The following is a 15,364-nucleotide window of genomic DNA, read 5'->3' as shown; positions in this document are numbered from 1 at the left end:
TAATGAAAATAAGAGACCTATCCGTTATAATCGGTGTTATTTTAATAATTGTTATGTTAGTTATTCCATTACCTGGTTGGTTGTTGAGTATCCTTATTTTGGTAAACATATCTTTAGCACTTATTGTTATTTTAGTGTCGATGAATACCACAGAACCTTTACAGTTTTCAATATTCCCTTCGTTGTTGTTACTCCTAACCTTATTCCGCTTAGGACTTAATGTTTCTACTACACGTTCGATTCTATCAACTGGACAAGCGGGTAATGTAGTAGAAACGTTCGGTACATTTGTTATTGGGGACAACGCTTTAGTTGGTTTTGTTGTCTTCTTAATTCTAGTTATTATTCAGTTTTTAGTTATTACAAAAGGTAGTGAACGTGTATCGGAAGTTGCGGCTCGTTTTACGCTAGATGCTATGCCAGGAAAGCAAATGAGTATTGATGCAGATTTAAATGCAGGAATGATAAATGAGCAACAAGCTAAAAAGCGTCGAGAAAAAGTAGAAGGGGAAGCAGACTTTTACGGTGCAATGGATGGTGCAAGTAAATTTGTTAAAGGCGATGCGATCGCCGGAATCGTTATCGTTTTAATCAATATTATTTTCGGTTTAATTATTGGTATGATGCAAATGGATATGAGCTTTGGAGAAGCAATATCTACGTTTATGCAATTGACTGTTGGTGACGGTCTTGTAAGTCAAATTCCTGCATTACTTATTTCAACTGCTACGGGTATTGTTGTTACGCGTGTGGCCTCTGAAGGTAACTTAGGAAGCGATGTAACAGAACAATTGTTACGTTATCCAAAGATGCTATATATTGCAGGTGGAACAATCTTTATGTTCGGCTTGACACCTATTAACTTTTTCTTAACAACTTCCATTGCTGCGGTACTGATATTTGGAGGTTACTGGCTATCCAGACCTATTGTAGAAACGGAAGTAGATGAAAAAGGGGAAGAAGAAGCAGCAGATTCACAGCAAATGCAGTCTTCAAACAATGTTGTTGATCTTTTAAGTATGGATCCTATCGAGTTTGAATTTGGATATGCATTAATTCCTTTAGTTGATACAAACCAAGGTGGAGATTTGATGGATCGTATTGTCATGATTCGTAGGCAGTTGGCTATTGAATTAGGAATTGTTATTCCGGTAGTTCGAATCCGTGATAATATTCAATTAAATCCAAATGAATATCAATTGAAAATTAAAGGGAATGAAGTTGCGCAAGGAGAGCTAATGTTAGATCATTATTTAGCGATGACCCCTGGACTGGATGAAGACGATTTAGAAGGAATCGATACAACAGAACCTGCTTTTGGACTTCCCGCTAAATGGATAGGGGAAGACGTAAAAGATGAAGCAGAATTATCTGGTTATACGGTAGTTGATCCACCTTCTGTTGTCTCAACACATATTACAGAAATAATTAAAAAACATGCGCATTTACTATTGGGACGTCAAGAAACGAAGCAATTAATTGATCACTTAAAAGAGTCATATCCTATATTAGTAGAAGAAGTAACACCTGAACCACTTTCTATTGGCGACGTACAAAAGGTACTAGCGAAATTATTACGTGAACATGTGTCGATCCGAAACTTGCCGATTATCTTTGAAACTTTAGCTGATTTCGGTAAAATGACAAATGATACGGATTTACTTGGAGAGTATGCAAGACAGGCATTATCCGCCCAAATCACGAAACAATATGTTCAAGATGAACAGGGGTTAAAAGTGATAACTGTTGCTGGCGAAGTGGAGCAAATGATTTCAGACCATATTCAACAAACGGAACATGGAAGTTACTTATCCTTAGATCCTGATTCACAGCAACGCATTATTCGTTCCGTTACGGAAAAGATAGAGAATATATCATTGCAAGAGGAAACGCCAATTATACTTTGTTCACCAACTATACGGATGTATATGAAGCAATTACTGGATCGTTTTTTCCCACATGTCGTCGTGTTATCTTATAATGAATTGGAACCTAATTTAGATGTTAAAAGTGTAGGGGTAGTGAATGTTGCATGAAGATAAAAAAATATATAGGACCAACAATGCCTGAAGTGATGAAAAAAGTACGTAAAGAATTGGGTGCAGATGCTGTAATTCTTAATTCAAAGGTTATCTATACGGGGGGGTTTTTAGGACTTTTCAAAAAAAGAAATATGGAAGTCGTTGCAGCATTAGACCCGCAACCAACTAAACCTAAATTTGAAGAAAAATCTACACCTATCATACCTATTTCTACAAGTACAGAGAAAGAAAACGATAAACAGCAAGTGCTATTAGACGAAGTCCGTGCGATGCGTAAATGGATGGAGAAGACAACAAGTAATGAGGTAGATGTATTTCCGCCTACATATCAAGCGGTTGTAGACCTGTTATTGGAACAAGAAGTTAATCTCGACATTGCACAAGAAATTGTTGCGGATAGTATAGAAACGAATTCGACAGAGGATACAACTTATGAACTAGCTAAAAAACAGGCTGGAGAGGCTATTGATAAGAGATTAGCTAGGAATGATTTTGGTGGGGTTACGTATTACAAGAAATTTGTACATTTGGTTGGACCAACAGGTGTTGGTAAAACAACAACGATAGCTAAAATAGCGGCGAATTGTATGTTGGTTGATGGTAAAAAAGTTGCGTTAATTACAACAGATACGTACCGAATAGCGGCAATTGAACAACTAAAAACATATTCTAAAATTCTCGATATCCCATTAGAAATTGCATATACAATTGACGACTATCGTAAAGCCAGAGAAAAGTTCAAATCTTACGATATTGTTTTAGTCGACACAGCAGGTCGAAATTTCCGTGACGCTAAGTACATTGCCGAGTTGGGAAAAGTAGTTGACCTTGAACATGATATTGATACGTATTTAGTCTTATCATTAACCACCAAGTCAACTGATCTGGATGTTATTTATAATCAATTCGAAAATATTCCGATCAAAAAATTAATCTTTACTAAAAAAGATGAAACGGCTACCTATGGTGCAATTTTAAATTTGGCTCTCAAGTATCAGATAGGTGTGGCATATTTAACAGATGGACAAGATGTACCAGATAATATTGAAGAGGCTACAAGTAAAAAAATTAGTGATTTTATAGTTGGAGATTCACATGCGTGATCAAGCAGCGAATTTAAGAAAGAAAATCGACAGACTTAATACAACAAGACAAGCAAAAACAATTGCAGTTGTAAGTGGGAAAGGTGGAGTAGGTAAATCCAACTTTTCACTTAATTTTGCTTTAAACCTATCAAAAAAAGGGAAAAAAGTTCTTTTATTTGATTTAGATATTGGTATGGGTAATATCGATATTTTATTGGGTGTTCAAGCTAAACGATCAATTGTGCAAATGTACGAGAATCAATTGTCGATTCATGATATTATAGAGACAGGACCGCACGATTTGTCGTATATCACAGCAGGTTCTGGATTAACTGATCTGTTCAAAATGGATGAAAATAAATTTAATTACTTCTTGGAACAGTTAGATGAATTGATAACAGATTTCGACTATATTATTTTTGATATGGGTGCAGGTGCATCTGTAGATAGCATGTTTTATGTTTTAGCTGCGGATGAATGCATTGTAGTTACAACACCTGAACCTACAGCAATGATGGATGCTTATGCGATGATGAAGCACATTTGCCATCGTAATTATCACGTGCCATTATACCTTTTAGTCAACCGTGCTGAAAACAACAAAGATGGTCGTTCGATAATAAAACGGTTACAAAGAGTAATGCAAAGTTTTTTAAAAAAAGAAATAACCCCATTAGGCATTTTACCTAATGATAAATCTGTTTCCAAAGCAGTGATTAGCCAAATTCCATTCACATTGTATGATCCAAAGTCAAAAGTTACCTTAGCGATGGAACAAATTGTGACTCAATATATTGGTAATGTTATAAATATTGAGAAAAAAGTCCCTTCAACTTTCATATCAAAGTTGAAACAATTTGTAAAAGAGAGGTAGATTGCCATGAGCACAATAAACGTATTAGTTGTTGATGATTCAGCCTTTATGCGTAAAATGATTGCCGATATTCTTCAATCACATCCAAGAATAACTGTTATTGGTACAGCTCGAAACGGGCAAGATGCACTAGAAAAAATTGATCAGTTAAATCCTGATGTCATAACATTAGATGTAGAAATGCCAATCATGGATGGGATCACTACGCTTAAGAAAATTATGAAAAATAAACCTAGACCTGTTATTATGCTTTCAAGTTTAACAAAAGAAGGTGCAAATAAGACACTTGAATCGATGGAATTAGGTGCAATTGATTTTATTACAAAACCTTCTGGTTCCATTTCCCTAAACATTAGAGAGAAAGATGCCGAAATTAAAACTAAGGTGTTACAGGCAGTAAATGCTAAAGTAGAAAGATTAACGCATAATGAGATGAAGCAGCCAGTAATAGCACCTTTTATACCGCGCTTGTCTCGGAGAACTGCGAATTCTGATCTAATTATTGGAATTGGAACATCAACAGGTGGACCAAGAGCATTACAGCAAGTAATTACGCGATTACCGAAAGATATACCAGCACCTATTGCAATTGTACAACATATGCCTGCTGGATTTACGAAATCGTTAGCAAAACGTTTAGATTCCATGTCAGAGATCAATGTTAAAGAAGCTGAGAATAAAGAGATTTTGCAAAAGGGGACAGCTTATATTGCCCCCGGCGGGTTCCAATTTCGTGTAGAAAAAACAGTAAAAGGTTTACAGGCAGTAATTACAAAGGAAGAAACTCGAAATGGTCATCAACCATCTGTTGAAGTATTATTTGAGTCACTTGCATTGTTACAGGCCGAACAAGTCTTTGCTGTTATTATGACGGGAATGGGCGCTGATGGTGCTAATAGTTTGATCACCTTAAAAGAAGCGAAATCAAATACGGTTATTTTCTCTGAATCTAAAGAAACATGTATCGTATATGGAATGCCTCAGGCAGCTGAAAAAACAAATGTAGTAGATCATGTTGTTCGATTAACAGAAATAAGTGAGGTACTAGTTAGCCAAATTAAAGCCAGAGGTGAATAAAATGGACATGAATGAATATCTAGATGTGTTTATTGAAGAAAGTAAAGAACACATCCAATCGCTTAACAATCGTCTGCTTGAATTAGAAAACGATCCTACTAATATGGACACAGTAAATGAAATTTTTCGATCTGCCCATACTTTAAAAGGTATGTCAGCTACAATGGGATACAAAGACTTAGCTGATTTAACGCATATAATGGAAAACGTTTTAGATGCTGTACGCAACGATAAATTGAAAATGAATTCTGCGATTTTAGATGTTGTATTTGAGGCTGTGGATAATTTAGAAGAAATGGTATTAGATATTGTTGATGGTGGAGAAGGTAAAAAAGATGTATCTGCAACAGTAGCTAAATTAGAAGCAATTGAAAAGGGTGAGGCAATAGTAGAAGTTGCTGCCACAGTAGATATTGCAGAATCAACTAAATCAGCCGTAAAATCAGGTGCAGGTGAATTAGATCAATTTGAAGTTGCAGTGTTACAACAATCAGAAGAAAATGGTTATTCTAATTTTCAAATTAATGTTAGTCTACAAGAAACATGCATGTTAAAAGCAGCGCGTGTTTATATGGTTTTTCAAATTTTAGAACAGGTTGGTGAAGTTATAAAATCAAAACCAACTGTATCTGAATTAGAAGATGAAAATTTTGACTATGATTTTACTGTCATTTTAGTGACAAGTGAATCAGCAGATGATGTTAAAAAGAAAATAATGAAGGTCTCAGAAATAGCTGAAGTAGAAATAAGTCTTTTTGATTACAACGTAAAAGTTGAAGAAGCTAATGAAACAACGACTCAAGTTGAAGTGACTGCTGAAAGTACTAGTGGGAAAAGTGATGAAAAGGTAGTGCAGAAAACGCAAGTAACGAGTAAAACAATACGAGTTAATATTGAAAGATTAGATGCATTGATGAACTTATTTGAAGAATTGGTTATTGACCGTGGTAGATTAGAACAAATATCAGCTACTTTGAAAAACCCAGAGCTTCAAGACACTGTTGAGCGAATGACACGTATTTCAGGTGATTTACAAGGAATTATCTTGAATATGCGTATGGTGCCAATTGATCAAGTATTTAATAGATTTCCAAGAATGGTTCGTCAATTAGGAAAGGATCTAAACAAACAGTTTAATTTAGAAATTACAGGTGCTGATACCGAGTTAGACCGTACAGTAATTGATGAAATTGGTGATCCATTAGTACACTTAATTCGTAATGGATTAGACCATGGCATTGAAACACCAGCTGTTAGAAAAGAAAAAGGTAAGCCAGAAGAAGGAACGTTAAAACTACATGCTTATCACAGCGGAAATCATGTTATTATCGAGATCGCTGATGATGGTGCAGGGATAAATAAAGAAAAAGTTTTAGAAAAGGCAATCTCAAATGGTATTGTTTCTAAAGAAGCAGCAGGTAGTTTAACAGATTCGCAAATACATCAATTGATTTTAGCTAGTGGTTTTTCGACAGCAGATAAAATTTCTGATATTTCTGGCCGTGGTGTTGGTTTGGATGTAGTGAAAAATACAATTGAATCACTTGGTGGAAGTATTTCAATCGAATCGGAATTTGGTAAAGGTTCATTGTTCACGATTCAACTGCCGTTAACTTTATCGATTATATCAGTCTTGTTAGTTGAAGTTCACAAAGAAAAGTATGCGATACCGTTATCATCAATTATTGAAACGGCAATTGTTAGCAAAACTGAAATCATGCATGCACATAACAAACAAGTCATTGATTTCCGTGGTAAAGTGGTACCATTAATCTCACTGAAACAAGTATTTAATGTACCTGGTGACGTGGAAGAGGATCAATTTTGCTCTATCATAATCATTAGACAAGGTGAAAAAATGGCTGGATTAATTGTAGATACATTCATCGGACAACAGGAAATAGTCCTGAAATCCCTTGGTGATTATTTAGGGGATATATTCGCTATTTCTGGAGCAACTATTTTAGGTGATGGACAAGTAGCATTGATCGTGGATACCAATGCTTTAATTAAATAATAAGGAGGGATAAATCATGTCAGAAGAAATTGCAAAGCAGCTTAAAACAATTGTGTTTGAATTGAACAAAGAAGAGTACGCACTACCCGTTAAGCAAGTTGGTTCAATTGAACGTGTGATGCATATTACACGAATTCCGAGTACATTGCATTTTGTGAAGGGGGTAATTAATTTACGTGGTGTCGTAACACCAATTATTGATCTTCGAGCTAGATTTGATCTTGCGGATATTGGCTATACAGAAAGTACCCGTATTATTATCGTTAATCTAGAAGAGTTAGCAGTTGGTTTAATTGTCGATGCCGCATACGACGTTATTGATATACCTACTGATGCAATTGAACCAGCCCCAGAGGTCATTGGTTCGGTGCAAGTGGATTATATAGAGGGTGTTGCAAAATTAGCTGAACGCTTATTAATTTTATTGAATATGGATAAAGTACTGTCAAAGGATGGAATGAAAGAATTGTATGAAATCGAAGGTTAGTAGGTGAGTAATATGTCTTTTATAGAATCTTTAACAGAATATCAACTAGACACGTTAAAAGAGATAGGAAATATCGGATCTGGAAACGCGGCTACATCATTATCTACTTTGTTAAATAGAAAAGTAGATATGACGGTTCCAGCCGTACGTGTAGTTGACTTTGATGAGATGATGGATTTAGTTGGTGGCCCTGATAAAATTATTGTCTCTGTATATCTTCGTATTCAAGGTGAGGCACCAGGCAATATGTTTTTTGTACTTTCACCTCCTGAAGCAGAAGTATTTGTAAAAGAAATGACTGGTATAGATAATTTTAATTTAGAGAATCCTCCTTTTGATGAAATGGGTTTATCAGCATTACAAGAATTAGGTAATATATTAGCAGGATCTTATTTATCAGCATTATCAGATTTCATAAAAATATTATTACAACCATCAGTCCCACTCCTACACATCGATATGGCGGCAGCTATATTAACACAAGGCTTGATGGAATTGTCACAAGAAAGTGACTATGCTATTATTATCGACACAATTATTAATGAAGAGGGTAATAGCGGTGAGCCAATTCAAGGTCATTTCTTTTTATTACCCGATCCGGAATCTTTCCCAAAAATATTTGATAGATTAGGTGTTACAAGATAGTGTTAATAGGGACAAATGAAATAATTAAAGTAGGCATCGCTGACTTGAAGTTTGCAAAATCGCCGGAAGTTTTGCGGACATCAGGTTTAGGTTCATGTGTAGGAGTGGTTGTCTATGATCTTACGATGAAGATAGCAGGTATGTCACATGTCATGCTGCCAAATTCATCTTTATCAAAACGAAGTGACTTGAATCAATTAAAGTATGCAGATACAGCATTACCCATTCTAATTGATTATTTATTAAAAGAAGGCGCTAGAAAATATGCATTGAAGGCTAAAATTGCTGGTGGTGCACAAATGTTTGCGTTTAGTTCTTCTAATGACATGCTTCGAGTTGGAAAGCGTAATGAAGAAGCGGTTAAGATAATGCTTGAACAATATCGTATTCCGTTAATCTCAGAAGATGTTGGTGGTAGTAGTGGTCGAACAATTGAATTTTCTCTCGAAACGGGTATGCTAAATATAAGAACCGTCAATTCAGGAGAAAAACAAATATAATTTTTCAATAATGGGGGAACATGACAATTGCGAGGTGATTTAATGTCAGATTCTAGCCCAGTAATACAAGAGGTTTGGAATAAGTGGTCAAACGATAGAGATAATGAGTCAGCAAACCAATTGATTGAGCACTATCTTTATCTTGTTCAGTATCATGTACAACGAATTGCAATCCATCTACCGAAAAATGTAAGTAAAGATGATATGAAGAGTTTGGGATTAATCGGTTTATACGACGCGCTTCATAAATTCGAACCAAAAAGAGATTTGAAATTTGATACATATGCCTCTTTTCGGATTCGAGGATCAATCATAGATGGACTTCGTAAAGAGGATTGGTTGCCGCGATCAACTCGTGATAAGTCGAAAAAAATTGATAAAGCACTGCGAGATCTAGAGCAAAAGTTACATCGTGAACCTTCGTTAGCAGAAGTAGCTGAATTCTTGGAAATGCCTAAACAAGAAGTGGAGCAAATTGTAAAAGATTCGCTATTTTCAAATCTTCTCTCCATCGAAGAAAAGTCAAGTGATCATCAAGATGATTATAAAGAGGGTATTGGCTATAATTTACCTGATAAGAATTTAACACCTGAGGAAAGTATCTTGACTGCTGAAAATCATCTAGAACTAGAGCAGAGCATCGAACAGTTAAATAAAAATGAGCAATTAGTTATTAGTTTATTTTACAAGGAAGAACTTACATTCACAGAAATAGGAAATGTTTTAGAGTTGACTACATCACGAATATCACAAATCCATAAACAAGCTATTTTTAAATTAAAAAAACATTTGGCATGATTAAAAATTAGTGGAATATAGTCGTGTCGTGGTAAAGGGGATTATAATATGGAACCTCTTCATGAAGTATTTGAGTTGAGTGTATCAACTGATAAAATGGATGCTTCGCTTCACGCGAAACAGACTTTTGATCCAGAAGAATTAACTGTAGAACTAATATTAAAGTGGTTAGACGATCAAAAAATAACTGTGGGTATTCAAACTGAAGCAATAGAAAAATTAGTTGCAAATTATCATGTGGATTTGTTACCGATAAAAATAGCTGTAGGCACATATCCTGTTCATGGTCTTAATGGTAAAATTGATTATGTTTGTGAACAGGATGATAACATTGAGGTAGAAGAAAAAAGAAATTTCCGAGATGTTAAAAAAATCCCGTCTCTTAAAGAAGAGGAAAAAATCGCAGTAGTTACAGCGCCAGTATTAGGGACTATCGGATATAATATATATGGTAAAAAGGCACCTGCTAAGCCGGGAAAACCAATACGGATGCGAGCAGGTAAAAATGTTGTGTTTAATGAATATGACCAGTCATTTTATGCTACAGCTGACGGTCAGTTGAGTATTGGGGCAAATGTGATTCAAGTTTTTAATACATATGAGGTTATTGGAGATTTGTCTTTAAAAACAGGTAATCTTAATTTTGTTGGGTCTATAACTATTCGTGGTAATATTCCTTCAGGCTATCGTGTGGAAGCAGAAGGGGATATACATATATATGGTTTAGTGGAGTCTGCTTATATTCAGGCAGGTGGTAACGTATTTATTTCAGAAGGAATTGCTGGTCAACGTAAAGGCACAATTATTGCTGGTGCAGATGTTACAGTTAAGTATATTAATCAAGCTATTGTTGATGCTGGGAAAGATATCATCGTGCATAATACGATAATGCACAGTCATTGTGTCGCACAAGAGCATATTTATTGTCAATCCGGAAATATCATTGGTGGTGTCTGTTCAGCGGGAAAATCAATAGAAGTGAAGGATATCGGCAATAAAATGGAAACAAAAACAGAAATTGCAATTGGAATCAATCAAGAAGATGCTGAAGAAGAAACAAAATTATTAAAAGAAAAAGAAATACTATTAGAGAATAAAGAAAAACTTCGAATCTTAGGTGAAAGTTTAAATAAAAAAGCTGAATCTAGCGTTGGTTTAACAGGAAAAGAGCGGATATTCTTATTAAAGCAACGAAATTCGGTGGAACAAGCTGATCGTAAATTAGAGAAAATCGAAGAAGAACTTTCCTTGTTACAGGTAGAAATAGGGGATGCAGACCAAGTTAGATTAATTGTAAAAGGTTCCTTGTATGAAAATGTTGACTTATCTTTTGGCAAATATCAAATGACCACGAGAACGACACAAAAGTTCACACAAGTCTATTTAGAAAATGGTGAAATAACCTCGAAATCACTATAACGCTTGAAAGGAAGCGATCTTTATGAGTTGGAGAGCTGTAGAAATGCAAATAGCGCTGCCTCGTACGCAAGATGCTGGTAAAATACAAGAACAGCTCCAACAACGAGGTCAATTCATGCAAGATGTTATAGCTAATCAACAATTAGCACAAGATGAGTTAAAAAGAAAAACTGTTAATGATTTAAAGCAAAAGGCTGAGCTTTCAAATAAGAGAGAAGAGAAGCATCCAACAACCGCTGAAACATCGAATGATAATACTAGAAAAAATGCAATTGAATCGCACGCAATAGAACATCCATATCTCGGTAAGCAAATCGATTTTAATGGTTAAGAGGGGTATTATGGTATATTTCTTATTATTAATTAGTTTTTTATTACATGTGTTCACGTTTATAGCGATTAAAATATTAAAAGATCGTATTACAGAACCAGAAGATATCGCAGCAAAACAGGCCCAACAGCAAAAAGAAATGGAAGAATTACTTGCGGTTTATTTGTTAGAAATTAGAGAAGAAAATGAAAAGGTAGTAAGCATGCTTACTAGTGAGAAAAATAATAAGCAAGTAAAAAATGCAACGCACCCACCAGAAGTAAAAAATGAACAGAAGGATGCTTACGAAAAAACAGATCCGATACAACAAAAGGAAACATTTAAAGAACCAACAGTAGATTATCAACCACCAAAAGTTAATGAGTCTCATGATACAGTAGAAAAATCATTATCCGCACAAGTATTATCCTTATATAATCAAGGCGAATCTATTGAGTCTATTGCTCGAAAATTAGATTCAGGTAAAACAGAGATTGAACTAATGATAAAATTCCATAAAAAAAACAGTTAAAATTGCTTGATTGCATGATTTTGTTATGGTATAGTTACTTTTGGTGTCAATCACACACGCTTATGGATGATAGAAATGGTGCTAATCGATTGATTAGTTTTTCTATAAATATGAAATAAGCGGAGGCATAAAACCAAATTAATAGGAGGAAACAATCATGGCAGTAATATCAATGAAACAACTTCTTGAAGCTGGTGTACATTTCGGTCACCAAACTCGTCGTTGGAATCCAAAGATGAAGAAATACATTTTTACAGAAAGAAACGGTATTTATATCATCGATCTTCAAAAAACAGTTAAAAAGGTAGATGAAGCTTATAATTTCGTTAAACAAATTGGCGAAAATGGCGGTACTATTCTTTTTGTTGGTACTAAAAAACAAGCACAAGAGTCTGTTAGAGACGAAGCAATTCGTTCTGGTATGTTCTTTATTAACCAACGTTGGTTAGGTGGAACACTAACAAACTTCGGCACAATCCGTAAACGTATTAATCGTATGAAAGATATCGAACGTATGCAAGAAGATGGTACTTTCGACGTACTTCCTAAAAAAGAAGTAGTAGGCCTAATGAAAGAAAGAGATCGTCTTGACAAATTCCTTGGTGGAATTAAAGATATGAAGAAAATACCTGATGCTCTATTTATCATTGACCCACGTAAAGAGCGTATCGCTGTTGCAGAAGCTCATAAATTAAACATCCCGATCGTTGGTATTGTAGATACTAACTGTGATCCTGATGAAATTGATTATGTAATTCCAGCAAATGATGATGCTATTCGTGCAGTAAAACTTCTTACTGGTAAAATGGCTGATGCTATTTTAGAATCAAAACAAGGTGAAGAGTTAGAAGAAGTTGAGGCTCCTAAAGCTACAGAAGCTGAAGCTACTGAGCAAAAAGAAGCAGAAACTGCAGTAAAAGAATAAGTTGAGTTTACATGGGGTGATAAGGGGGTAACCCTTTATCACCTTTTTTCAGAAATACTATCTTACATTTGAATAAGTATACTTATATAATTGATAGAAAATTGTCAATTTGGATAATCTAAGGAGGAAAACATAATGGTAGTAACAGCAAAAATGGTAAAAGAACTGCGCGAACAAACTGGTGCAGGAATGATGGATTGTAAGAAAGCTTTAACAGAAACGAATGGTAATATGGATGAGGCAATTGATTTTCTTCGTGAAAAAGGTATTTCTAGCGCAGCTAAAAAGTCCGATCGCATTGCTGCAGAAGGTTCTGCACATGTAATGGTTGAAGGTAATACTGCTGTACTACTAGAAATTAATTGTGAAACTGATTTTGTAACCAAAAACGATCAATTTAAAACAATCTTACAAGAAATTGCAAAACACTTATTATCACAAAAACCAGCAAATGTTGAAGAAGCACTTCAACAGCCATTAAATGGTGAAGGTGAAGTACTAGAGCAATTTATTCACGCTAACATTGCAAAAATCGGTGAAAAATTATCTTTACGTCGGTTCTCTATTTTCGAGAAAACAGATGCTGACGCTTTTGGTGCTTACATTCATATGGGTGGAAATATCGGTGTTATAACTATACTTGAAGGTACGACAGATGAAGCTTTTGCTAAAGATATTGCGATGCATATTGCTGCTGTAAATCCGCGTTATGTAACACGTGATGCAGTTGCAACTGAAGAAGTTGACAAAGAACGTGAAGTTCTTAAAACACAAGCTTTAAATGAAGGAAAACCAGAGAAGATTGTTGAAAAAATGGTAGAAGGACGCTTAGGCAAATTCTTTGAAGAAATTTGTTTACTTGAACAGAGCTTTGTTAAAGATCCAGATCAAAAAGTGAAAAAACTAGTTGCAGATAAAGGGGCAACAGTTAAAGGCTTTGTTCGTTATCAAGTTGGCGAAGGTATGGAAAAACGTGAAGATAACTTTGCTGAGGAAGTAATGAATCAAGTTAACAAAAAATAACGTTTTACCTCATTTTAGTTAATGAGATAAAACTGATTTAAACATTTAGGGGACACGTGGTGTTCCCTTTTGTTTAGAATTAGACACAAATTGTCTGTTAATAACGAAAACTATAAGGAAACAAATAAAATTACATATGGAGGTTATTATGACTACTGCCTACTATCAAAGAATTGTGTTAAAATTAAGTGGAGAAGCGCTAAGTGGAGAAAAAGGTTATGGACTTGAACCAAGTGTAGTTCAATCAATAGCTTCGCAAGTAAAAGAAATTGCAGAGTTAGGAATTGAAATTGCAATTGTTGTAGGCGGCGGTAATATATGGCGCGGTAAAGTTGGAAGTGAAATGGGAATGGATCGTGCCAATGCTGATTACATGGGTATGTTAGCAACGGTAATGAACTCATTAGCTTTACAAGATAGCTTAGAAAATCTAGGGATTCAAACACGTGTACAATCATCTATTGAAATGCGTCAAGTAGCTGAGCCATATATCAGAAGAAAAGCAATTCGTCACTTAGAGAAGAAACGTGTTGTTATATTTGCTGCTGGTACAGGTAATCCGTATTTTTCTACTGATACAACGGCAGCACTTCGAGCGGCTGAAATCGATGCTGAAGTTATTTTAATGGCAAAAAACAATGTTGATGGCGTTTATACATCAGATCCTAAATTAAACAAAGATGCAGTTAAATATGAAGAACTTACTTACTTACAAATGTTGAATGATGGACTTGGTGTAATGGATTCTACAGCTTCATCGTTATGTATGGATAATGATATTCCACTTCTCGTTTTTTCTGTTATGGAAGAAGGAAATATTAAACGTGCAGTACTAGGCGAACAAATTGGTACAATTATAAGGGGGAGATAGTTATGTCACAAGCAGTAATTAATGATCTAAAGTCAAAAATGGCACAAGCAGTGCAATCTTTTTCTAAACAATTATCTACAGTAAGAGCAGGACGAGCAAATCCAGCATTATTGAACAACGTATTTGTTGATTATTATGGTGCTCCAACACCTTTAAACCAACTTGCGACGATATCGGTACCAGAGGCGCGTTTATTACTAATTGCACCTTTTGATAAAACATCGATACCTGATATTGAAAAAGCAATTCAAAAAGCAGATTTGGGTCTTGCGCCTTCTAGTGATGGAAATGTTGTACGTATTAGTATTCCAGCACTTACAGAAGAGCGAAGAAAAGAATTGGTAAAAGTAGTTGGTAAATACGCCGAAGAATCTAAAGTTCAAATTCGTAATATTCGTCGTGACTCAAATGATCAATTGAAGAAAGATGAAAAAAATGGTGATATTACGGAAGATGAATTAAGAGGATATCAAGATGATGTTCAAAAAGAAACAAATAACTTCATTACTGAAATTGATGAAGTAGTAAAATCAAAAGAAAAAGAAATATTAGAAGTTTGATAAGATTTAATTAATTGAAGCAATATAATATACGAAGACCCTCTGAATAAAGGGGGTCTTTCCTTTTTATACTGTTATTTCTACTGAGCTGTTAGAAAATGGACTGGAGTGTTTTTTATTTGCTAGTGATTCAGATGCCATTACGTGGTAAACTGATAAATGGTATGATATCTTATGAAACATTCATCATAGCGCTAAG

The 15,364-nt window shown here is 35.0% G+C and carries 16 protein-coding genes; all 16 read left to right on the top strand.

The window, feature by feature from the left end; genetic code table 11:
- Window positions 1-2: 2 nt before the first annotated feature.
- The 16 genes from flhA to frr all read left to right on the top strand — a co-directional run bounded on the left by flhA (window position 3) and on the right by frr (window position 15,165).
- The gene (gene flhA / locus D2K60_RS09140) at window positions 3-2,036 is read left to right on the top strand and encodes a flagellar biosynthesis protein FlhA (RefSeq protein ID WP_117169693.1); all 2,034 of its coding nucleotides are present in this window, start codon (window positions 3-5) and stop codon (window positions 2,034-2,036) included.
- Entirely contained in the window at window positions 2,033-3,145 is a 1,113-nt protein-coding gene (gene flhF, locus D2K60_RS09135) for a flagellar biosynthesis GTPase FlhF (protein WP_117169692.1), read from the top strand. Before flhA ends, flhF begins: the two co-directional genes overlap by 4 nt.
- Entirely contained in the window at window positions 3,138-4,001 is an 864-nt protein-coding gene (locus D2K60_RS09130) for a MinD/ParA family protein (protein ID WP_117169691.1), read from the top strand. The genes flhF and D2K60_RS09130 overlap by 8 nt, the downstream gene beginning before the upstream one ends.
- Window positions 4,002-4,007: 6 nt before the next feature.
- Window positions 4,008-5,078 (top strand): protein-glutamate methylesterase/protein-glutamine glutaminase, encoded by a 1,071-nt coding sequence (locus tag D2K60_RS09125; RefSeq protein ID WP_117169690.1) that lies wholly within the window; start codon window positions 4,008-4,010, stop codon window positions 5,076-5,078.
- A 1-nt stretch (window position 5,079) separates the two neighbouring features.
- Complete coding sequence (locus D2K60_RS09120; protein WP_117169689.1) at window positions 5,080-7,095, top strand: chemotaxis protein CheA; 2,016 nt, start codon at window positions 5,080-5,082, stop codon at window positions 7,093-7,095.
- A 16-nt stretch (window positions 7,096-7,111) separates the two neighbouring features.
- Window positions 7,112-7,582: a chemotaxis protein CheW gene (locus D2K60_RS09115; RefSeq protein WP_117169688.1), complete on the top strand. Its 471-nt coding sequence runs from the start codon at window positions 7,112-7,114 to the stop codon at window positions 7,580-7,582.
- 12 nt (window positions 7,583-7,594) lie between these two features.
- Window positions 7,595-8,227, top strand: a complete 633-nt coding sequence (locus D2K60_RS09110) for a chemotaxis protein CheC (protein ID WP_117169687.1) — start codon at window positions 7,595-7,597, stop codon at window positions 8,225-8,227.
- Window positions 8,224-8,727, top strand: a complete 504-nt coding sequence (locus D2K60_RS09105; protein ID WP_117169686.1) for a chemotaxis protein CheD — start codon at window positions 8,224-8,226, stop codon at window positions 8,725-8,727. Before D2K60_RS09110 ends, D2K60_RS09105 begins: the two co-directional genes overlap by 4 nt.
- A 42-nt stretch (window positions 8,728-8,769) precedes the next feature.
- On the top strand, window positions 8,770-9,525 hold the full coding sequence (locus tag D2K60_RS09100; RefSeq protein WP_117170375.1) for a FliA/WhiG family RNA polymerase sigma factor: 756 nt from the start codon (window positions 8,770-8,772) through the stop codon (window positions 9,523-9,525).
- Window positions 9,526-9,573: 48 nt separating this feature from the next.
- On the top strand, window positions 9,574-10,944 hold the full coding sequence (locus D2K60_RS09095; RefSeq protein WP_117169685.1) for a DUF342 domain-containing protein: 1,371 nt from the start codon (window positions 9,574-9,576) through the stop codon (window positions 10,942-10,944).
- Between the two features lie 22 nt (window positions 10,945-10,966).
- On the top strand, window positions 10,967-11,275 hold the full coding sequence (locus D2K60_RS09090; protein WP_117169684.1) for a hypothetical protein: 309 nt from the start codon (window positions 10,967-10,969) through the stop codon (window positions 11,273-11,275).
- A 10-nt stretch (window positions 11,276-11,285) separates the two neighbouring features.
- Entirely contained in the window at window positions 11,286-11,786 is a 501-nt protein-coding gene (locus D2K60_RS09085; RefSeq protein ID WP_240335286.1) for a DUF6115 domain-containing protein, read from the top strand.
- Between the two features lie 157 nt (window positions 11,787-11,943).
- Window positions 11,944-12,711, top strand: a complete 768-nt coding sequence (gene rpsB / locus D2K60_RS09080) for a 30S ribosomal protein S2 (protein ID WP_117169683.1) — start codon at window positions 11,944-11,946, stop codon at window positions 12,709-12,711.
- Window positions 12,712-12,846: 135 nt separating this feature from the next.
- Window positions 12,847-13,734 (top strand): translation elongation factor Ts, encoded by an 888-nt coding sequence (gene tsf, locus D2K60_RS09075; RefSeq protein WP_117169682.1) that lies wholly within the window; start codon window positions 12,847-12,849, stop codon window positions 13,732-13,734.
- Between the two features lie 148 nt (window positions 13,735-13,882).
- Window positions 13,883-14,605, top strand: a complete 723-nt coding sequence (pyrH, locus tag D2K60_RS09070; protein ID WP_117169681.1) for a UMP kinase — start codon at window positions 13,883-13,885, stop codon at window positions 14,603-14,605.
- A gap of 2 nt (window positions 14,606-14,607) precedes the next feature.
- Window positions 14,608-15,165: a ribosome recycling factor gene (gene frr / locus D2K60_RS09065; protein ID WP_117169680.1), complete on the top strand. Its 558-nt coding sequence runs from the start codon at window positions 14,608-14,610 to the stop codon at window positions 15,163-15,165.
- Window positions 15,166-15,364: the final 199 nt, after the last annotated feature.

The sequence above is a fragment of the Paraliobacillus sediminis genome (assembly GCF_003426055.1).
The sequence above is the reverse complement of the archived record's forward strand: the minus strand, read 5'-3'. Positions and strand labels throughout refer to the sequence as shown.

Bases quoted from the DNA above. Each gene is read 5' to 3' on its own strand.
- flhF (WP_117169692.1), top strand. From the start codon at position 2,033: ATGAAGATAAAAAAATATATAGGACCAACAATGCCTGAAGTGATGAAA.
- D2K60_RS09120 (WP_117169689.1), top strand. From the start codon at position 5,080: ATGGACATGAATGAATATCTAGATGTGTTTATTGAAGAAAGTAAAGAA.
- D2K60_RS09085 (WP_240335286.1), top strand. From the start codon at position 11,286: ATGGTATATTTCTTATTATTAATTAGTTTTTTATTACATGTGTTCACG.
- pyrH (WP_117169681.1), top strand. From the start codon at position 13,883: ATGACTACTGCCTACTATCAAAGAATTGTGTTAAAATTAAGTGGAGAA.
- D2K60_RS09115 (WP_117169688.1), top strand. From the start codon at position 7,112: ATGTCAGAAGAAATTGCAAAGCAGCTTAAAACAATTGTGTTTGAATTG.
- D2K60_RS09100 (WP_117170375.1), top strand. From the start codon at position 8,770: ATGTCAGATTCTAGCCCAGTAATACAAGAGGTTTGGAATAAGTGGTCA.
- flhA (WP_117169693.1), top strand. From the start codon at position 3: ATGAAAATAAGAGACCTATCCGTTATAATCGGTGTTATTTTAATAATT.
- D2K60_RS09095 (WP_117169685.1), top strand. From the start codon at position 9,574: ATGGAACCTCTTCATGAAGTATTTGAGTTGAGTGTATCAACTGATAAA.
- D2K60_RS09110 (WP_117169687.1), top strand. From the start codon at position 7,595: ATGTCTTTTATAGAATCTTTAACAGAATATCAACTAGACACGTTAAAA.
- D2K60_RS09130 (WP_117169691.1), top strand. From the start codon at position 3,138: ATGCGTGATCAAGCAGCGAATTTAAGAAAGAAAATCGACAGACTTAAT.
- tsf (WP_117169682.1), top strand. From the start codon at position 12,847: ATGGTAGTAACAGCAAAAATGGTAAAAGAACTGCGCGAACAAACTGGT.
- frr (WP_117169680.1), top strand. From the start codon at position 14,608: ATGTCACAAGCAGTAATTAATGATCTAAAGTCAAAAATGGCACAAGCA.
- D2K60_RS09090 (WP_117169684.1), top strand. From the start codon at position 10,967: ATGAGTTGGAGAGCTGTAGAAATGCAAATAGCGCTGCCTCGTACGCAA.
- D2K60_RS09125 (WP_117169690.1), top strand. From the start codon at position 4,008: ATGAGCACAATAAACGTATTAGTTGTTGATGATTCAGCCTTTATGCGT.
- rpsB (WP_117169683.1), top strand. From the start codon at position 11,944: ATGGCAGTAATATCAATGAAACAACTTCTTGAAGCTGGTGTACATTTC.